The following is an 18,072-nucleotide window of genomic DNA, read 5'->3' as shown; positions in this document are numbered from 1 at the left end:
TGATTCCCTTTATTTCAATTTTGCCTTGTGACGGGCATCAGATCCCCTTTCTGATTCCCTTTATTTCAATTTTGCTTCACGACGGGGACAAGATTGGCTTTCTGGTTCCCTTTATTACGGATTGGCACTCGCGACGGGCATCAGATCCCCTTTCTGATTCCCTTTATTTCAATTTTGCCTCGTGACGGGCATGAGATCCCCTTTCTGATTCCCTTTATTTCAATTTTGCCTCGCGACGGGGACAAGATTGGCTTTCTGGTTCCCTTTATTACGGATTGGCACTCGCGATGGGCATCAGATCCCCTTTCTGATTCCCTTTATTTCAATTTTGCCTCGCGATGGGCATCAGATCCCCTTTCTGATTCCCTTTATTTCAATTTTGCCTCGCGATGGGCATCAGATCCCCTTTCTGATTCCCTTTATTTCAATTTTGCCTCGCGATGGGCATCAGATCCCCTTTCTGATTCCCTTTATTTCAATTTTGCCTCGCGATGGGCATCAGATCCCCTTTCTGATTCCCTTTATTTCAATTTTGCCTCGCGATGGGCATCAGATCCCCTTTCTGATTCCCTTTATTTCAATTTTGCCTCGCGATGGGCATCAGATCCCCTTTCTGATTCCCTTTATTTCAATTTTGCCTCGTGACGGGCATCAGATCCCCTTTCTGATTCCCTTTATTTTGTTTTTGCCTCGTGACGGGCATCAGATTCCCTTTCTGATTCCCTTTATTTAACTTTTGCCTCGTGACGGGCATCAGATCCCCTTTCTGGTTCCCTTTATTATCTTTTTGCTTTGCGACGGGCATCAGATTCGCTTTCTGATTCCCTTTATTACGGATTGGCACTCGCGACGGGCATCAGATTTTCACTATCGTTAGTTGTTTATTAATAAACGATGGGCACTAGAGTGTTAGTCTAGTGCCCATCATTATTTTTAAATCTGTATTATTTTTTATTGACCGATGCATCGTAAATCGTGTCGATTGCGCTCTTCAATGCTGCATCGAACTCTTCATCCGACTGGCTGGCATTCAGGTCTGAAGCCAATGCACGGGAGAAGCTCGCGATCACGCCATCATTTTCTTTCAGCTTTTCATTTGCTTCTTCTCGGGAGTAGCCGCCTGAAAGCGCAACGACCCGCACGACGCGCGGATGCTCGACTAATTCTTTATACGCATTCGCTTTCGTTGGAATCGAGAGCTTCAGCATGACATTTTGATCTTCTGATAGTTCGTTCAGATGTTTGAGGATTTCGTCCCGAAGAATTTCTTCGGATTTTTCTTTATCCGCACTATGGATATTGACTTCCGGTTCGATGATCGGAACCAGATCGGCCGCGATGATTCGTTTGCCGATTTCAAACTGCTGGTCGACGACTTCCTTGATGCCGCCAGCATTCGCCTCATGGATGACCGAGCGCATTTTCGTTCCGAAGATGTTCCGTTCATTGGCACGGCGCAGCGTCTCGTCCAAATCGGGATTCGGTTTCATGAGCTGAACACCATTTTCCTGCTCCGCCAATCCTTTATCGACTTTTAAGAATGGGACAATGCCTTTTTCAGCAAGGTAATCCGCAGTATACTGCCCTTGGATTTCACGGTCCATCGTCTGTTCGAATAAGATGACGCCAAGGATTTTATCCTGGCTGAAGGATGGGGACGTGATGATCCTTGTCCGCATTTCATGGACCTTATCAAACATTTCGTCCTCATTCGAATAGGCATCTTCAGGTACGCCGTATGCTGCCAATGCTTTCGGTGTGCTGCCGCCGCTTTGGTCAAGCGCCGCGATAAATCCTTTACCGTTCTTCATTTTGTCGAATTGACTGTTGTTCATGTGATCCACTCCTTTTGGTTTCGAATCTACCTATACTGTTCCCCTTATATCCAAGTTGTTAACACCATTTTATCTAAAGCGGCGGTCGACTGCCAACACATATGGCTTACATGATTTGGTCTTTTGGGGTAACTTCCTCATCATCTTCATAGGCTTGGCAACGGTGTCATGCGAAATTTTCCGTAATTTGTCTAATGGCCGATATATTGAAATTTCGGCTGATATCCTATTCGAGCTCTTTATTCTTTAAAGAAATCTCCCTCTCTTGCATCCTCTGGCCAAAAATTTTTCTAAAACCCCCTTCATTTTATATTCAGCTCCCCATAAGTAGCCTTTCATTCAATAAAACTTTCTTATTATCTGTACCTGCATATTTTTGTTTGTGGTAAAATAAGGATAAATTTTCCTGAGGGGGAGTTTGGTGAGAAGATATATAATCATGGTCGTTTTTGCTTCCCTTTTATGCCTCATTGACTATGCGTGTCTTTATAATGGTTTCTCAGGTATCGAGAGCATTTCGATACAGAAAGACGATCATTCCAAGACCACGATGGATCATGGAAAAATCTCATCCATTACTGGGATCCTGAACCGAGCAGACCATGAACCGTATACCGTTTATAAGCTTGCCGTGCAGCCCACCTACAACATTCATTTATCCTACAAAGACAAACCGACAGAAAAATTAACGATTCATAAAGATTTCGGTACCCATACGTCGCTTATAAAAAGTGATGCGAAGGATGGCTACTTCAAAGTCAACAAAAAACAAACAGAAAAGATTTTGAATTTGTTATTGGATTAAGAATGGGGGTGAAAACGATGCTCTTCAGTAAAACAAAACGAACGATCGAAACGGACCGTTTGCTCTTGCGTCCATTCAATGACTCGGATGCCGAGAATGTCACTGATATGTGCAACAATTACAATATCTATAAAAGTACGCTTCATCTGCCCTACCCCTATCCGTTGGAGTGCGCCCTTTCATGGATCGCCACTCATGAGGAGAACTTTGAAGCCGACCGTAAATATGAATTCGCCATCACTAATAAGGAAAGCGGACAGTTATATGGGGCGATTGCTGCTTCCCATCAAAAGCAGCACAAACATGGAGAGATCGCTTACTGGATTGGTGAAGAATATTGGGGAAATGATTTTGGTACAGAGGCAGCGAAAGCCATGATCGAATTTGTTTTTAGCGAAAAGGATTTTCATCGTGTCTATGCCCGCTATTTCAAATCGAATCCTGCATCGGGACGGATTATGGAGAAATGCGGCATGATATATGAAGGTACGCTGAAGGACCACATTTACAAAAACGGCGTCTTTGAAGACCTTGTTTTATATGGGATGGTTAATCCTCATCACACTGAATAAAAGGATGATGACATGAATATTTTGTGGGATTTTGATGGAACATTATTTAACACTTATCCGGCGTACACGAAAGTACTCGCCCACGTTTTGGGTGACGGCGCGGATGAACAGGAAATCTATGATAAGCTGAAGGTTTCGTTCTCGCACGCGATTGACTACTACAATTTTTCGGATGAACAAATAGAAGAGATCAATACATTAAACAACCAGCTGGCACCAAAGGATATGAAGCCGTTTGATCATGTCGAGGAGGTTTTGAAGTTTGCTGATAAAAATGTCATCATGACACATAAGCATCGAGCCGGGGTCGTTGCCATTTTAAACTACTTCGGCTGGGAAAAATATTTTGCTGACATGGTGACCATTGACGATGGCTTCCCGCGTAAACCGCATGCAGCCTCTTACCGGCACCTGCATGATCTGCATGGAATCGATTTGGCAATCGGGGATCGTGAATTGGATCTGCTGCCAGCCAAGGAATTAGGGATTACAACGTGCATGTTTCAAGGGAAGAGTGATGCAGCGGACTATCATATACAGGACTACTCGGAGTTTTTCCTTAAAAATATCCCATCTCTGATTCAAAAGGCAGGGAGACGGTAACTTACATATTTATGGAGGTGTCCTATGAACAAGGGGATTTTGAGATGGGTATGGATCATTCTTTTGGCAGGTTTATTGATTTATCTTGCTTCAATCGGTGAAACGGCTTATGTGTGGATCATCTTGCAGATTGTCATTGTCATCTCCTTTTTCGGGCGTTTATTGGATGCAAAAAAGGAGAACAGGAAAGTTTCCTTATTGCTTGTAATCGGAACAGTTTGTTCAGTCTTGTTGCTGGGGATGAGGATATTTGATTTATAAATTAGGATTTGTGCAAGGTTGATTTCCGCGGAAGGAGGCTCGCTTTCCGAGGGGCATGGTGAGAAAGAGCTAAGGTATTTATCTACGTGGACTTTCAATTAGTTCAAACTAAACCATTTCGAACAGGACGATACCCTTGGGAGCGTCCTGTTTCCATTTCTTATGGAAAGAAAACAGGTTCTTTGTTCCCGTTTGGTTCTCCTTTGCTCCGTTTTGGGAACGAGAACTCGCGCCGCGTTCCCTTTTGTCCCTCCATCGCTCCGTTTCGGGAACGAGGACCTGCTCCTCGTTCCCTTTTGGTCCTCCCCCGCTCCGATTCGGGCACAAGAACCTGCTCCTCGTTCCCTTTTGCCCCTCCCTTGCTCCGTTGTTTCGGGCACGAGAACTCGCGATTCGTAAACGACCCGAACACAAAAACCTGATGATCGACAAAAAAAAGCTGGCGAGGAATTCCTCGCCAGCTTTTTCAAATCTCATTTACCCTTTTAAAACTTCATACTGCTCGATCACTTTTTCCGTGATCGGGCTGTTTTCTTCCAGGCCGCTTACTTCTTTCAAGACGTAAGCCACGCCGTTTTCTTTGATCATGTTTTGGATTTCGACGGCTTCCTGATCCTCAGGGTTGTCGAACAGCAACGCTGCTGCGATGGCTTTTGCCAGGTTGGAGTAGGCCAAGCCGGCTTTTTGTGCTTGCGTTGTCGGGCGGATCAATCTGTCGTCTGGACCTAGTTTGCGCTTTGGTGCACGTCCTACCCTAGTGACTCCATCATTCAGGTAGGCATTTTTGAAGCGCTCGATGTTTTTCTCGATATACGCCAAATGCTCTTTTGCATTGAGGCCGTATTGCTTCACAAGGTATGCACCGGTTTCTTCAAGCGTTGACTTCACCTGTTTTGCAATGGCTTCGTCTGCCAATGTTTCGTCGATCGTGGATTTCCCTTGCAGGTATCCGAGGTAGGCAATGACGGCATGGCCGGTGTTTACCGTGAACAGCTTGCGTTCGATGAATGGTGCGAGATCTTCGACGATGCTCATCCCTTCGACGTGCGGGATTTCTTCCGTTGTTTCTACCACCCACTCGTAGTATGGCTCAACAAGTACATCCAATGAACTTTGGTCCTGGATCGGCACGATGCGGTCAACCGCTGAGTTGAAGAAGAAGACTTTCCCTTCCAATCCAGTCTTCGCGTCTTCAGAAAGGTTCTCGAGGATATGTTTTTTCAAAATATCCGTCGCCCCGATTTGGTTTTCGCAAGCGATGACATATAAAGGTACATCGGTTGCAGCGATGCGCTTTTCGATGCCTTTGGCAATAAGAGGTGCGATCCTTGGCAGGATGTTCGGCCCGATCGCCGTTGTCAGGTAAGTCGCTTCGCCGATGGCGTCAATGACTTCTCCTTCCTGATGAAGGTTATTCAATCCTGACACATTTGTGATCGTTTCAGATTCGCTTTTTTCCGTTGCTAATTTAACCTGATAGGTGCCTTCTTCATTCAGCTTGTTAATGACTTGCTCGGCAATGTCGACAAAGGTGACATGATAGCTGGATTGGGCGAACAATGCCCCGATAAATCCTCTGCCTATATTTCCTGCTCCAAAATGAATGGTTTTTTTCATCGTGATCAGTCCTTTATCAAGTTATTTTGTAAGTAATCGAGAAAAAGATCTTCAAGTTTTTTATAAATCATCGATTCGTTCGAAGAAGAAAATATCATCATCGATACGTGGTTTTCGATCAGGCTTGTGCTAATCAGGCTCAGGATTTCCTGCTCCCTCGTGCTTAAATTTTCGGGTGCGATCATCAACAGGAGGCTTCTTATTTCTTGATCCTTGCCGTCCATCCCCTTGATGACGCATGGCTTGTCTAAATGAGCCGCCTGGAACACCAGCTTCTGGACATTGGCATCCCGACAGTGGAACAGCCCCATGTGCGTATTTGGAATTCCGAGTCCGCCTTTTTCTTCCCTTTCGACGAGCTGACCCATGACGGCATCGGGATTTTTGACCAGCCCATCTGCTTCAGCCTGATGGACCATTTCCTCCAAAACGTGGAGATGGCTTTCAGCGGACGGCTTCCGGTAAACACGGAAATGATCGAGGATCGATTCGATGCTTGCATGGACCTCTTTGATTTCCTTCAGGAGGCCTCTTACCTCTGTCCGCTCCTTGCCGCCGGACTCCCTCGGTGCTCCCTTCAAGTACTTTTTCCTTGTGATTTTTTCAACATTATTTTGCAAATAATCCTGGATAATGCCGATATCCTTTTCGCTCAACAGCGGGTTGACCAGGATATAATCGACATCCGTGAATGGCAGCCGCACCGTTGAAATGACGATATCATAGCTGCTCAGGTCAGCGGATCGAAAATCGGAAATCGAAAAGATATCCACGTTGCTGATCATCTTCAGCTCTTTCTGAATGCGGCTTGCCAGCATCTTGGAGGCGCCGATCCCGGTCGGACAGACGACCACGGCATCGATCTTCACTTTTTCCTCATTCATGAGAAGGGCCGAGCCAAAATGAAGGACGATATAAGCGACCTCTGCTTCCGGAAAATGAACATCCTTGAACTCGGTTTCGAGGCTCTTTTTCACCGCTAAAAAGAGGACGGGATATTTCTCTTTGATTTCATCGGTCAACGGATTGAACAGCTCCATCTGCTGCTGCAGCCTGAAGATGGATGGCCCCATATGTGCAAGCAAGCCTTGGAATAGGGAGAAGTCGTCCGTTAGATCGACATTCAGCTTCTCTGATACATCCTTGACCACTTTTTTGATCAAATGGCCGAGGAAGATGCTATCGTAGTAAACTGCATTGGGATCCTGTATTTTGGACCCCTTCAAGATGACCGTCAATTCGTTGATATCCCCGTCGGTCATGTTGACAGACAGCCGCTCTTCAAGTTCCCGGCACATTTCTTTCATCAGCCTGTATTCGTTCGTGTACTGATTTTCCACATCATTTGTCTCGGTCATGAGAAAGTCATTTGCAGTCCGCTGGATCGTCAAACAGATGTGCACAACGAGTCCGATGTAGTCACTGTCGACGAGGTTCAACTGAGCTTTTGCCAAATGTTGATCGACAATTTGGTAAACAGCCGACAAACAGTCAGGCTTGAAATAGCCGAGCACAGGCTGTTCGATTGCATCGCCTTTTTGCAGCAAATATAAGCTTTCGATGATGTCCTCGTAAAAATAAACAAGGAAAAAGCTTGCGAGGGCATGACGTTTGCTCGCTTCATCAGCGACCAGCTCCACCCCTACGCCTCTTTTACGCGTCAGGGTGATGCTGAATTTATCAAGCCAATCGGCCAGTTCATCGAGGTGTGCCGCCAGTGTGGTGACACTGATCCCCAGCTGATGGGCGAGCACTTGCTGCTTGAAGGAAGGTCCCTCATGCAACAGTGTGATCAGCAGATTCAGCTTTCGCTCTTCAGGGGTCTCATCCGTAGGGCTTGATTCCGCCAAATGCTGAATGAGCCTGTATATATTTTCGTTCTTTCCTTCGATAAAAAGGCCATCATTCGGGGTGCGCTTCAACTGTAATTGATGCTGCGCCAGGATCCCTTCGATGGACTTCAGGTTTCGTTGGATGGTCCTGCCGCTGACGTTCAAATAAGCAGAAAGAGAGTGGACGGTATGTTTCCCGGATGTTTTGACAATCAGTTCGATGATCGCTTTTTCCCTTGATGTAATGAACATGCTTTCCACCTCTCTTTCCAGTGTAATGTTAATGGCAGGGGAATCGGTTCGCTTTCCGAGGGGGCTCACCTGTCCCGCTGATCCCTCCGGAGTCTCGCACCTGCTGCTCCAATCCTTACAAATAAAATGGTTTCATCATACTTTTGACTTTTTTTTTCAGTATAAGAACACCTAAACCCGAAAGGCAAGAGTTGTACCTTTCGGGCGTTGGTTCTTTAGTTGCTATTGATGATATCTTTCAGTTCTTTCGCGGTTTTCGCTTGAACCATTTTGTCGACGTTGTCTTGCTCTGAACAGATGACTGCGATGCTTGATAGGATCTCAAGGTGTGTGCCGTCTTTTCCGGCGATGCCGAAGATCAATTTCGCCTGTTCCCCGTCGAAGTCCACGCCATTTGGCACTTGGACGACCGTGAATCCGGATTTGATGACCGCCTTCTTCGCTTCTTCTGTTCCATGCGGGATTGAGACATTGTTGCCCATGTAAGTCGTGGTGATTCCTTCACGCTCAAGCATGGCATCGACATAGCTGTCTTCCACGTAGCCCGCTTTGACCAACGCTTCACCGGCAAATCGGATCGCGTCTTCCTTCGTTGCGAATTGCTTGCCGATAAAAATGTTTTCTTCTAATAGTAAATCGTCGTCTTGATCTGCGTTCGGCTCTGTACCGACCGCTTCTGTTTCAGCCGTTTCCACAAGCTCATCCTGCTCTTCCGTGATGTCATTTTGCAGGCTGCCGATCAGCTTATCGTACTCAGGGCTTGAAAGGAAGTTATCAACTGAGATGTGATACGCATCAGGCAATTTGTTTTTCGCACGCGGCGTCAATTTTTCCTGCGTGATGACGATCTGTGCATCGGATGGCAGGTTGCTGATGGATGTATTCGTTACCGTGATGTTCAATCCTGCTTCTTTTACTTTCTTGCGAAGCAATGACGCCCCCATCGCACTGGAGCCCATTCCGGCATCGCATGCGAAGACGATTTTGTTGACTTCATCCGGCATTGTTCCTTTATTAAACTGTCCAGCGACAGAGCTTTTCTTCCCTTTCATTTCTTGCATTTTCTGTGCTGCATCTTCAATGCTGCCTTCATCATTCTTGCTTGATTTCAATACGATCATGGAAACGATGAATGAAACAGTTGCAGCGACAATGACTGCGGCAAAGTTTGCGACATACACCATTCCTTCAGGAGGCGTAACAGCCGCGATGGCGATGATGCTTCCCGGGGATGCCGGTGACACCAAGCCTCCGCCCAGCATAACTAGTGTAAACACACCGCTCATTCCACCAAGGATGACGGAAATGAACAGCATTGGTTTCATCAATACATATGGGAAGTAAATTTCATGAATCCCGCCTAGGAAATGGATAATGGCTGCCCCTGGAGCCGATTGCTTCGCCGTTCCTTTTCCAAAGAACATGAACGCCAACAGGACGCCAAGACCAGGTCCTGGATTCGCTTCCAATAAGAACAACACAGATTTACCAGCATGCTGCACTTGCTCCAACCCGATTGGTGAAAGAACACCATGGTTGATTGCATTGTTTAAGAATAAAATTTTCGCAGGTTCGATCAAGATACTTGTCAATGGCAATAAACCTGCACCGACTAACCAATCGACACCTTTAACAAGAATATTCGTGAATCCGTCAACCGCTGGACCGACTCCGAGAAAAGCCAAGATGGCAAGTCCTCCACCGATGATACCAGCCGAGAAGTTATTGACGAGCATTTCAAATCCGGATCTTATTTTTCCTTCGATCCATTTATCGAAAAATTTAATGACCACTGCGCCCAATGGCCCCATGATCATCGCGCCTAAAAACATCGGTGTATCAGGAGCCCCGACAATGACACCCATTGTCGCGATCGCACCGACCACGGCCCCGCGCTGGTCATGCACAAGCTTACCGCCTGTGTACCCAATCAAGAGCGGCAGCAGATACGTAACCATTGGCCCGACTAATCCGGCTAGATGTTTATTCGGGATGAATCCCGTTGGAATGAATAACGCCGTAATCAATCCCCACGCAATAAAGGCGCCGATATTCGGAAGCACCATAGAGCTGAGGAAGTTACCGAACTTTTGTATTTTAACTTTAACAGTAGATTGTTCCACGTTCCTCTTCCTTTCTTATAAAAATCATCATAATTGCTCATCTCTAATGATAGGTGAGCCATGATACCGGATACAAGAACGATGAAACCTAACTTTGTCACGACACGCACGACAAACCTATTGTTTCTCCGGAACTATGACTTATTCCTTAAGGCGGAGTGGGCGAAACCGCCGTGGCGGGGCCCGGCAGAAAGGACAAATTGAAGGTTGTATAGGGGGTGGGTGCGGATGACGGGGATTTTGAGTGTGAGGAGATGTCTCACGGACGACGGAATTTGATGAAATTTGTCGACTGGCTGATATATCGGAAAAAACGGCTGTTATAATACTAAAATCGGCTGATATATCGAAATTTCGGCTGATATCCAGGGGAAATCGGCTGATATTTTAACTATGAATTCATTTCGGTTAGACGCGAACGCGCAAAAACCAAAGCGGGCAATCTTTAATTTGTCCAGCTGCCGGGATGCCCCGGCAGTTTTTGATGATTGAAGCTGTCACGCCGGAGCGATTTACGCAAAAAAAGAGAGTTAGGCGCAAAAAAATGGTTTTAAGCGCAATAATTCTAAAAATCGCGCAAAAAATCCAATTTAAACGCAATAATTGTAAGTTGCGCGCTAAAAAAGCAAGAACCTTCTGGCTCCTGCTTTCAACACACTTTCATCAAAATCGATACCTCAACAACCGGATCATATCGCGGAAGTTCGGGATCATGCGCATCACGCCATACATCAATCGATATTTCGGCGAAAGCTTCTTCATATACTTTGATTGAAAGACTGAGATGTCGGCCAGCCGTTTAAATTTCCGATCCAGCTGATCGACATGACTCGTATCGTCTACAGCCCATTTGTGCTCCGCTCCTGTCTGCTGTTTCAAGTTTTCCTTCCCAGCGTTTATTGCAAAGGAGTTCATCACATCGAACGCGATCTGCCCGTGTGAAAAATGATTGGTAATCCGGTTGAACAAGGTTTGGACTTCTTCTTCCGTCAAGTATTCGAGGATGCCTTCCGCGATAACCAAAGTCGGCTTGTCATTTGGCATCTGTTCAATCCATCCATCTGCCGTTACGGAGGATTCTATCATTTCGTAGCCCGCTTCCCCAGAATAGAATAGCTTACGGAAGTTGATGACCTCTGGATAGTCGACATCGTACCAGCTTACATTCGGTCCTGGGTTGATTCGGGAAAACCGCGTATCCAGTCCGCATCCAAGGTTCAGAACGACTGCTTCTCCATGCTGCTTCAGAAAATCCTCCACCCACGCATCCAGCTGTTTTGCCCTGACCACCATGATATTGCCGTTGTCATAACTATTGAATTTGTCAAAGTCATAGTCGATTTGACCAAGGATTTCCGCCGATTTTGTGTCGTTCAGAATAGACTTTTTCAACCGGCTGTCGTGCGCCTTGGCTTGGAGGGTGATCAACAGGGTTTCCTGTTCTTTTTCCAGGTGAACTTTATGCCCATTCCTCATGGACGCTCCTCCATCTTTTTCAATAGTACATTCACTTTATGGAGGGCATAGTGCAAGTCGATCTGCTCCTCCTCATCTAATTTCGTGATATTCCCGCTCAGTTTTTCATAGATATCTGCCCATTTTTTCTCCTGTACCTCGTTCCCTTTTGCCGTCAAGGACACAAGCACGGCGCGCTTATCGTATGGATCGGGCTCTTTAATGACAAACTCGTCAGCCTCCAGCTCCTTGATCACATTCTTCAGCTGCTGCTTCGCGATATTCAGCCCCGCACTGATATCCTTCAGATTCAATGCCTTCTGCTGCATGAAAAGATATTCCACTACATGATTCTGTATGTGGGATAGCTGAACAACACCTTGATTCAACTCACTGAAGCTGCTGAAAAGATTCGGGATCAATGCGACATATTCTTTGGCAATCGCTTCTTTCATCACTATCAGCCTCCTATTAAGTAAATATTATATGACTAATTTCTTCTTATTTTTATGATAAAATCTAAAAAAGTTATTTTTAGTTTACTATATAGCCAATATTGGATGCTGGCTTTCCGAAAATCGGCTGAAACTTATTATTCGGAGTTAACGTATATAGTTTTATAAAGACTGGAGTGATCGAAATGGAAGTAAAGGTATCGAGAAATGGCCAACACCTGCAAATGAAGTGGCAGCTAAGTAAAATCGACATACCCTTATCCGAAATTAAAGAAGTGCAGAATGACGATACATATGGCGGAGAAGATAAAGAAGCAATAAGAATTGGATTCCCCTATGGAACCACAAATCGTGTAGTGATTAAAACCAGATCAGAAACCTATATTATTTTCACCAGTAAAAGCAACTTGAAAGAAAAAATTTTATCTTTTATGAATTAACGTATGCCAAATAAAAAATACACAATAAAAGCTAACTGAGGTCTCCAGTTAGCTTTTACCTTTCCAATCCATCTGAATATATTTTAAGCGCCCCCATGATGAGTACCAATGGCAGTATGACGACCGATAATCTTAGAATGTATATTTTAAAAAGGAAGCTTATGACCACAATCGGCAATCCGATCATCAACGTTATGGATGAAAATTTAGTGTACCGAATCGCCGTTTTTGAAACTTCCGGTTCCTCTTCGTACATCCATCTCTTTCCAACCAAAATACTATCTTCAGGGTAAAAGTAAGACCAGATCATCGCAGCATATAAGGGCATCAAAAAAAACACGCCAATAAATAGTAGTTTCTCCATCATTCTCCCCCTTTGAAATATCCCTTTAGTATTCCTACGTTTTCCTGCCAAAAAGGTTGCGACGGACGGCAAACTTTTGATCTTCTCTCAGGGGTACTAGAAAATCCAAAAAACTTAGTTTATCCATTAGACAAACTAAATTGTCTTTGTTATAATTCAGTTAATATTCAGTAACAAAATTGATTAAAAGGGAGGGGAATTGGAGAGATTTTCAAGTTTACTGGAAACGCTTTAATTTTTTCACCTTTATGAAAGCGTTATCTTTGTGAAACGTCGAAATTCTTTCTTTTCATCATGGCAAATAATAAAAGCTCACTTTACATTTTTTCAATTACATTGGTTGCCACGCTTGGGGGGCTCCTCTTTGGCTATGATACAGCTGTCATTTCAGGTGCCGAGGAATCTGTGCAAGCCTATTTAATTACAGGGCTTGGATTAAGCTCCTTCGTACACGGAGCGACGATTTCAAGTGCCTTAATCGGGTGTATCGTCGGAGGGATCATTTCAGGTTATTTTTCTTCCGCATTCGGTCGTAAAAAGTCTCTTATCCTTGCTGCTATCTTATTTTTAGCTTCTGCATTGGGGTCTGCCTATCCTGAATTTTTATTTTTCACTCCTGGCAAGCCTACGATGGGGTTATTGCTGGCATTTAATTTCTATCGGATCATCGGTGGGATCGGTGTTGGATTGGCATCTGCCATCGTTCCTATCTATATCGGAGAAATCGCGCCTGCAGGAATTCGGGGCCGCTTAGTATCGTTTAACCAGTTTGCCATTATCTTTGGCATGCTTGTTGTTTATTTTGTCAATTGGGGGATCGCCAAAGGGCATTCCGTGGAATGGATCAATGATGTAGGCTGGCGGTATATGTTTGCTTCTGAATCGATTCCAGCCATATTATTCGGCATCTTTTTAGGGTTTGTCCCTGAGACACCACGCTACTTGACGTTAAATCAAAAAGATGATCAAGCGATGGCTGTTTTAACGAGAATCAATGGTTCCAAAGCTGCCAAGTCCATTTTGGGTGAGATCAAGCAGTCGGTAAATATTTCAGCAGAGAAGCTTTCTACGTTTGCATATGGAAAAACGGTGATCATGATCGGGATCCTGCTCTCTATTTTTCAGCAGTTTGTAGGAATTAATGTGGCTTTATATTATGCCCCGCGCATATTTGAAAGTATGGGGGCGGCAAAAGATGCTTCTATGCTGCAGACGATTGTGATGGGATTGGTCAATGTTGTCTTCACGGTCATTGCCATTATGTCAGTGGATAGATGGGGCCGGAAACCGTTGTTGATGATCGGTTCCATTGGCATGGCGGTCGGAATGTTCGGTGTCGCTGGACTGGCATTTTTCAACATCATCGGAATGAGTACACTGCTTTTCATCATCGTGTACACCGCCTCTTTCATGATGTCTTGGGGGCCGATTTGCTGGGTGCTCATTTCTGAAATTTTCCCTAACCGCATTCGCGGACAGGCTGTAGCCCTTGCAGTTGCTGCACAATGGGCTGCCAATTATCTCGTTTCCTCCACATATCCGATGATGATGGAATTCAGCGGGGGCTTTACGTACAGCATTTATGGAATCATGAGTGTTCTTTCAGCCATCTTCGTATGGAAGTTTGTCCCTGAGACGAAAGGGCAATCCCTTGAACAAATGGAAAACCTATGGCGTATTCCAGCAGAAAAGAAATCGAAAGCTGTATAGCCATTTAATCGGGATGCATCTGTTGAAAGACAGGTGCTTTCATTTTCTAAAGTGAATATGTATATTGGGGTGATTACATGCAAATGAAAGAAGTGTCGCTATCAAACGGTTGGAAGAAATTCAACCTGTGGAATGATCATGGAATAAAGGTCAGTGTTTTGAACTATGGGGGCATCATTACAGAGATTACTGTCCCTGACCGGGAAGGAACGATGGAAAATATCGTGTTGGACTATAAGGATTATCGCGACTATGAAAATGACACCAATTTTTTTGGCGCCATTATCGGCCGTGTTGCGGGCAGGATTCAAGGTGCCGCTTTTGAAATCGGGGGCACTGTTTATCGCCTGGAGGCAAATGACGGGCCGAATCATTTGCACGGAGCGTCACATGGCTTTCATCGTGTGCTTTGGGAGGCTGAGTCTTTCCAGTCAGAAGACGCCATCGGTATAAGACTTTCACATTTTAGCAAGGATGGTGATGGAGGGTACCCTGGCAATATAGAGGCTGCTGTTACATACCGGATCACGAATGAGAATGAATTGATAGTCGAGTATGAAGGAAAAACAGATAGAACAACTCTCTTTACGATGACGAATCATTCCTATTTCAATTTGAGCGGAAACGTGAAAGATCCTATTCATGATCATCAAGTTATCCTGGACAGTCATCGTTTTCTCGAGCTTGATGAACAGCTCATTCCAACCGGTTCCGTCGTAGATGCTTTCAATACCCCCTTTGATTTTTCTCAAGGGCAAAAATTGAATGAGGGCATCATTGCCGATACGAAGCAAAATCAAGTGGCTGGACAAGGCTATGATCATTATTTTCTCTTCGACCATACTCAACAGGAAAGCGTGATTGCCAAACATGAGCGGAATGGTCGAGTACTCACCATTGAAACCGATCAGCCCGGAATGGTCCTTTACACGGGGAACAATTTGCCGAGCGGCTTGGCATTAGCGAAAGGACCGTCTTTTAAACATGCCGGGGTTTGTTTTGAAACCCAAAGCTCCCCCGCTTCCCTCCACCATGAAGGGCTCCCTGGTGTGATATTGCAGCCCGGCGAAACCTACCATCAGCGAACGGTCTTTCGATTCACTACAGAATAATGTTTTTTCATGAAAAGAACTCCAGCATGTTACTGGAGTTCTTTTCATGATTCTATTCAGGGCTTAATAGGCGCCTCGAATATGTTCATGAACTTCTTCGTTATAGAATTTCTTCAAAATTTCCTTTTCATCTTGGCTGAATTCCTTTACATGGAGCGTCTTCAGGTTGTCCTCCACCTGTTTGACATTTCTGAACCCCGGAATGACACTCGTCACTGCATCTTGTTCAAGTATCCACTTTAATGCCGCCCTTGTCATGTTGCCGCGGTCCTGTCCGATCCATTGAAGCTTTCTGCTCAGCTCCACTCCCTTTGCAAAGTCGATTCCAGCAAACGTTTCCCCCACATTGAAGGCATCCCCATCCCGGTTGAATTGTCGGTGATCATCTTGTTCAAAGGTGGATTCTTTCGTGAATTTTCCGGTTAAAAGTCCGCTTGCGAGCGGGACACGAGCAAGAATACCTTTGTTTTTTTCCTTCGCCAGCGGAAATAACCGATCCAAGGGCTTTTGCCGGAAGAGATTGAAGATGACCTGAAGTGCACTTGTATTGCTATGTTCAAGACAAAAAACCCCCTCCTCCACCGTTTCGACGCTCACCCCGTAATAACGGATCTTCCCTTCTTCCTTCAGCTTTTCCAGCACTTCAAATACTTTGCCGTTCCGTAAGATCTCCATCGGTGGACAATGGATCTGGTATAAATCGATCGCTTCCCTATTTAATCGCTTAAGACTGTTCTCACAGAAAGTCCGGACGCTTTCCATTGAATACGTCTCAGGAGAATGGATGTCTCCTGCCCTGCAAAATTTGGTGGCGACCTGAACCGAGGATTCTTTCCCCTTTGTGGCTTTGGCAAGTAATTCTTCACTATGCCCATCTCCATACACATCTGCCGTATCGAAGAAATTCACCCCGTGATCCATGGCATACTCCAATGCTTTCAATGCCTCATGATCATCACGTTTTCCCCAGGATCCCCCGATGGCCCATGTTCCAAAACTCAATTCACTGATCTTCAAATCTGTGTTTCCAAGCTTGTTATATTTCAATTTGTTCAGCTCCTTTTTCTTTTAATTAAATAAGGCTGCCTGAGTGGAATCAGTCATTTCTGTCGATTCTCTTTGGCAGCCTTTTACCTTACTTTCGATATTCTCTTAGTTTTTCATTTAAGCCCTTGGTATGACTGTACACTTCCTTGTAAAGGATGAACAATTTTCCATATTTTTCTACATGTTGATCATTCGGGATATATTCCTGTTCGACTTGGAGAAATTGATCCGCGCATTCCTTCAAGGAAGTAAACCATCCACATCCGTATGCAGCAAGCATCGCCGCTCCCATTCCTGGGCCTTGCTCGCTCTTCAACTTTACGATTTTGGCATTAAAGACATCCGCTTGCATTTGGAGCCAGGTTTCGTTCTTTGTTCCGCCGCCTGTCGAAACAATCGTATCGATTCTTTTCCCATTCATTCTGAAAATCTCGATCGATTCATTCAGTGAAAACGTGATGCCTTCCATGACAGCCCGGACAAAGTCCTTCCGTTGATGCGAGCTATCCATGCCGATAAAGCTGGCACGAATGGACGCATCTGCATGTGGAGTCCGTTCCCCGACAACGTACGGGGTAAACAGAAGACCATTGGAACCGGCAGGAACCGTGTTCACTTCCTTCACTAGTTCTTCAAATGCCTCATTTTCGGCAAAGACATTTTTGAACCAGCTTAAGCTATACCCTGCAGCAAGGGTGACCCCCATTGTATAGTACGCATCAGGTGCGCCATGATTAAAGTAATGGACCTTTCCTGCAAAATCCTTATCGCTCTTGTTTTCATAGGAAAGTACGACACCGGATGTCCCGATGCTACAGAGCGTTTTCCCCTCTTCAAGGATCCCGGATCCGATTGCACCGCATGCATTATCGGCGCCTCCTGCGATGACGCGGGTCGATTCTGATAGACCAACAGCCTTGGCTGCATCTGAGGATATCGTACCGACTACCTCATGGGAACCTACTAGCGGAGGACATAAACCAACATCTATCCCCAGCAGATCACAAATTTCTTTGCTCCATTCCTTCTGAACGATATCCAGCAGCAATGTGCCAGCTGCATCGGAATATTCCATATGAATTTCGCCCGAAAGTTTATAGCGCAGATAATCTTTCGGCAGCAAGAACGTCTTGGCCTTTGAAAAAATTTGCGGTTCATGTTTTTTCACCCAAAGCAGTTTAGGCAGTGTAAAGCCTTCTAAAGCAGGATTTTTTGTGATTGCCAGCAATCGTTCCTCTCCGACGCAATCATAGATTTGTTTGCACTCTGCCGTTGTACGCGTGTCGTTCCAAAGGATGGCATGACGAAGCACATCATAATCTTCGTCGAGCAATACAAGTCCGTGCATTTGACCGGAAAAGCTGATTCCTTCGATCTCTTCCCGTTTTCCGGAAAAACCCTCGAGCAGTTCTGACAGCCCCGCCAACGTTTGGTCTACCCAAACGTTGGGGTCCTGCTCACTATATCCCATTTTCTCTTGAATTAATGGGTAATCTTTGGATACTTCCTGAACGACCGCGCCATGTTGATTCACCAACAGGATCTTGACAGCACTCGTACCCAAATCAACACCGATTACATATTTCATT

17 protein-coding genes and 1 pseudogene are annotated in these 18,072 nt (G+C 45.2%); 8 read left to right on the top strand and 10 right to left on the bottom strand.

All coding sequences use genetic code 11. The features are described from left to right. Window positions 1–185: hypothetical protein (locus D9X91_RS22895; RefSeq protein WP_233569798.1), on the top strand; the 185-nt coding region annotated here is incomplete at its 5' end. 443 nt (window positions 186–628) lie between these two features. Here the strand turns inward: D9X91_RS22895 and D9X91_RS22370 are convergent. Continuing rightward, the gene (locus D9X91_RS22370; protein WP_148709078.1) at window positions 629–844 is read right to left on the bottom strand and encodes a hypothetical protein; all 216 of its coding nucleotides are present in this window, start codon (window positions 842–844) and stop codon (window positions 629–631) included. A gap of 100 nt (window positions 845–944) precedes the next feature. Further along, window positions 945–1,835 carry a fructose bisphosphate aldolase gene (locus D9X91_RS14060; protein WP_121681267.1) on the bottom strand — a complete coding sequence of 297 codons (891 nt, stop codon included), beginning with the start codon at window positions 1,833–1,835 and terminating at the stop codon, window positions 945–947. Between the two features lie 421 nt (window positions 1,836–2,256). On the opposite strand from D9X91_RS14060, the gene D9X91_RS14055 reads away from it, so the two are divergent. Genes D9X91_RS14055 through D9X91_RS14040 form a run of 4 tightly spaced genes read left to right on the top strand, consistent with a single transcriptional unit; the run spans window position 2,257 to window position 4,076 of the window. Continuing rightward, window positions 2,257–2,640, top strand: coding sequence for a hypothetical protein (locus tag D9X91_RS14055; protein ID WP_121681266.1), 384 nt, complete (start codon window positions 2,257–2,259; stop codon window positions 2,638–2,640). Between the two features lie 17 nt (window positions 2,641–2,657). Continuing rightward, window positions 2,658–3,212, top strand: coding sequence for a GNAT family N-acetyltransferase (locus tag D9X91_RS14050; RefSeq protein ID WP_121681265.1), 555 nt, complete (start codon window positions 2,658–2,660; stop codon window positions 3,210–3,212). 12 nt (window positions 3,213–3,224) lie between these two features. Further along, a complete protein-coding gene (locus D9X91_RS14045; RefSeq protein WP_121681264.1) occupies window positions 3,225–3,815 on the top strand; it encodes an HAD-IA family hydrolase in 591 nt (196 codons plus the stop codon). A 24-nt stretch (window positions 3,816–3,839) separates the two neighbouring features. Next, window positions 3,840–4,076: a hypothetical protein gene (locus D9X91_RS14040; RefSeq protein ID WP_121681263.1), complete on the top strand. Its 237-nt coding sequence runs from the start codon at window positions 3,840–3,842 to the stop codon at window positions 4,074–4,076. Between the two features lie 477 nt (window positions 4,077–4,553). Here the strand turns inward: D9X91_RS14040 and D9X91_RS14030 are convergent, their stop codons facing one another. From D9X91_RS14030 to D9X91_RS14010, 5 genes are all read right to left on the bottom strand, one after another. After that, entirely contained in the window at window positions 4,554–5,693 is a 1,140-nt protein-coding gene (locus D9X91_RS14030) for a mannitol-1-phosphate 5-dehydrogenase (RefSeq protein WP_121681261.1), read from the bottom strand. 5 nt (window positions 5,694–5,698) lie between these two features. Next, complete coding sequence (locus tag D9X91_RS14025) at window positions 5,699–7,777, bottom strand: BglG family transcription antiterminator (RefSeq protein ID WP_121681260.1); 2,079 nt, start codon at window positions 7,775–7,777, stop codon at window positions 5,699–5,701. 215 nt (window positions 7,778–7,992) lie between these two features. After that, a complete protein-coding gene (locus D9X91_RS14020; protein ID WP_121681259.1) occupies window positions 7,993–9,900 on the bottom strand; it encodes a PTS mannitol transporter subunit IICBA in 1,908 nt (635 codons plus the stop codon). Window positions 9,901–10,563: 663 nt separating this feature from the next. Then, window positions 10,564–11,376: a class I SAM-dependent methyltransferase gene (locus D9X91_RS14015; RefSeq protein WP_121681258.1), complete on the bottom strand. Its 813-nt coding sequence runs from the start codon at window positions 11,374–11,376 to the stop codon at window positions 10,564–10,566. Then, window positions 11,373–11,810, bottom strand: coding sequence for a MarR family winged helix-turn-helix transcriptional regulator (locus D9X91_RS14010; protein ID WP_121681257.1), 438 nt, complete (start codon window positions 11,808–11,810; stop codon window positions 11,373–11,375). Before D9X91_RS14010 ends, D9X91_RS14015 begins: the two co-directional genes overlap by 4 nt. Before the next feature lie 185 nt (window positions 11,811–11,995). On the opposite strand from D9X91_RS14010, the gene D9X91_RS14005 reads away from it, so the two are divergent. Beyond that, the gene (locus D9X91_RS14005; RefSeq protein WP_121681256.1) at window positions 11,996–12,250 is read left to right on the top strand and encodes a SunI/YnzG family protein; all 255 of its coding nucleotides are present in this window, start codon (window positions 11,996–11,998) and stop codon (window positions 12,248–12,250) included. A gap of 55 nt (window positions 12,251–12,305) precedes the next feature. Here the strand turns inward: D9X91_RS14005 and D9X91_RS14000 are convergent, their stop codons facing one another. Further along, entirely contained in the window at window positions 12,306–12,614 is a 309-nt protein-coding gene (locus D9X91_RS14000) for a hypothetical protein (RefSeq protein ID WP_199738113.1), read from the bottom strand. 285 nt (window positions 12,615–12,899) lie between these two features. Between D9X91_RS14000 and xylE the strand changes: the two are divergent. After that, window positions 12,900–14,324 (top strand): annotated as a pseudogene (xylE, locus tag D9X91_RS13995) (D-xylose transporter XylE); the annotation flags it as partial. Between the two features lie 77 nt (window positions 14,325–14,401). After that, window positions 14,402–15,436 carry an aldose epimerase family protein gene (locus tag D9X91_RS13990; protein WP_121681254.1) on the top strand — a complete coding sequence of 345 codons (1,035 nt, stop codon included), beginning with the start codon at window positions 14,402–14,404 and terminating at the stop codon, window positions 15,434–15,436. A gap of 63 nt (window positions 15,437–15,499) precedes the next feature. Here the strand turns inward: D9X91_RS13990 and D9X91_RS13985 are convergent, their stop codons facing one another. Together D9X91_RS13985 and xylB are read right to left on the bottom strand one after the other, a co-directional pair. Continuing rightward, window positions 15,500–16,483 (bottom strand): aldo/keto reductase, encoded by a 984-nt coding sequence (locus D9X91_RS13985; RefSeq protein WP_121681253.1) that lies wholly within the window; start codon window positions 16,481–16,483, stop codon window positions 15,500–15,502. An 88-nt stretch (window positions 16,484–16,571) separates the two neighbouring features. Then, complete coding sequence (gene xylB, locus D9X91_RS13980; protein WP_121681252.1) at window positions 16,572–18,071, bottom strand: xylulokinase; 1,500 nt, start codon at window positions 18,069–18,071, stop codon at window positions 16,572–16,574. Window position 18,072: the final 1 nt, after the last annotated feature.

Source organism: Falsibacillus albus (assembly GCF_003668575.1).
In the GTDB taxonomy this organism is placed as follows: Bacteria; Bacillota; Bacilli; order Bacillales; family DSM-25281; genus Falsibacillus; species Falsibacillus albus.
Note: the sequence above shows the minus strand (reverse complement) of the source record. Positions and strands in the feature narration are given on the sequence as shown.

Excerpts from the sequence above, each read along its gene's own strand:
- D9X91_RS14060 (WP_121681267.1), bottom strand. The coding sequence starts at position 1,835 with ATGAACAACAGTCAATTCGACAAAATGAAGAACGGTAAAGGATTTATC.
- D9X91_RS14050 (WP_121681265.1), top strand. The coding sequence starts at position 2,658 with ATGCTCTTCAGTAAAACAAAACGAACGATCGAAACGGACCGTTTGCTC.
- D9X91_RS14045 (WP_121681264.1), top strand. The coding sequence starts at position 3,225 with ATGAATATTTTGTGGGATTTTGATGGAACATTATTTAACACTTATCCG.
- D9X91_RS14040 (WP_121681263.1), top strand. The coding sequence starts at position 3,840 with ATGAACAAGGGGATTTTGAGATGGGTATGGATCATTCTTTTGGCAGGT.
- D9X91_RS14030 (WP_121681261.1), bottom strand. The coding sequence starts at position 5,693 with ATGAAAAAAACCATTCATTTTGGAGCAGGAAATATAGGCAGAGGATTT.
- D9X91_RS14025 (WP_121681260.1), bottom strand. The coding sequence starts at position 7,777 with ATGTTCATTACATCAAGGGAAAAAGCGATCATCGAACTGATTGTCAAA.
- D9X91_RS14015 (WP_121681258.1), bottom strand. The coding sequence starts at position 11,376 with ATGAGGAATGGGCATAAAGTTCACCTGGAAAAAGAACAGGAAACCCTG.
- D9X91_RS14010 (WP_121681257.1), bottom strand. The coding sequence starts at position 11,810 with ATGAAAGAAGCGATTGCCAAAGAATATGTCGCATTGATCCCGAATCTT.
- D9X91_RS14005 (WP_121681256.1), top strand. The coding sequence starts at position 11,996 with ATGGAAGTAAAGGTATCGAGAAATGGCCAACACCTGCAAATGAAGTGG.
- D9X91_RS14000 (WP_199738113.1), bottom strand. The coding sequence starts at position 12,614 with ATGGAGAAACTACTATTTATTGGCGTGTTTTTTTTGATGCCCTTATAT.
- D9X91_RS13990 (WP_121681254.1), top strand. The coding sequence starts at position 14,402 with ATGCAAATGAAAGAAGTGTCGCTATCAAACGGTTGGAAGAAATTCAAC.
- xylB (WP_121681252.1), bottom strand. The coding sequence starts at position 18,071 with ATGAAATATGTAATCGGTGTTGATTTGGGTACGAGTGCTGTCAAGATC.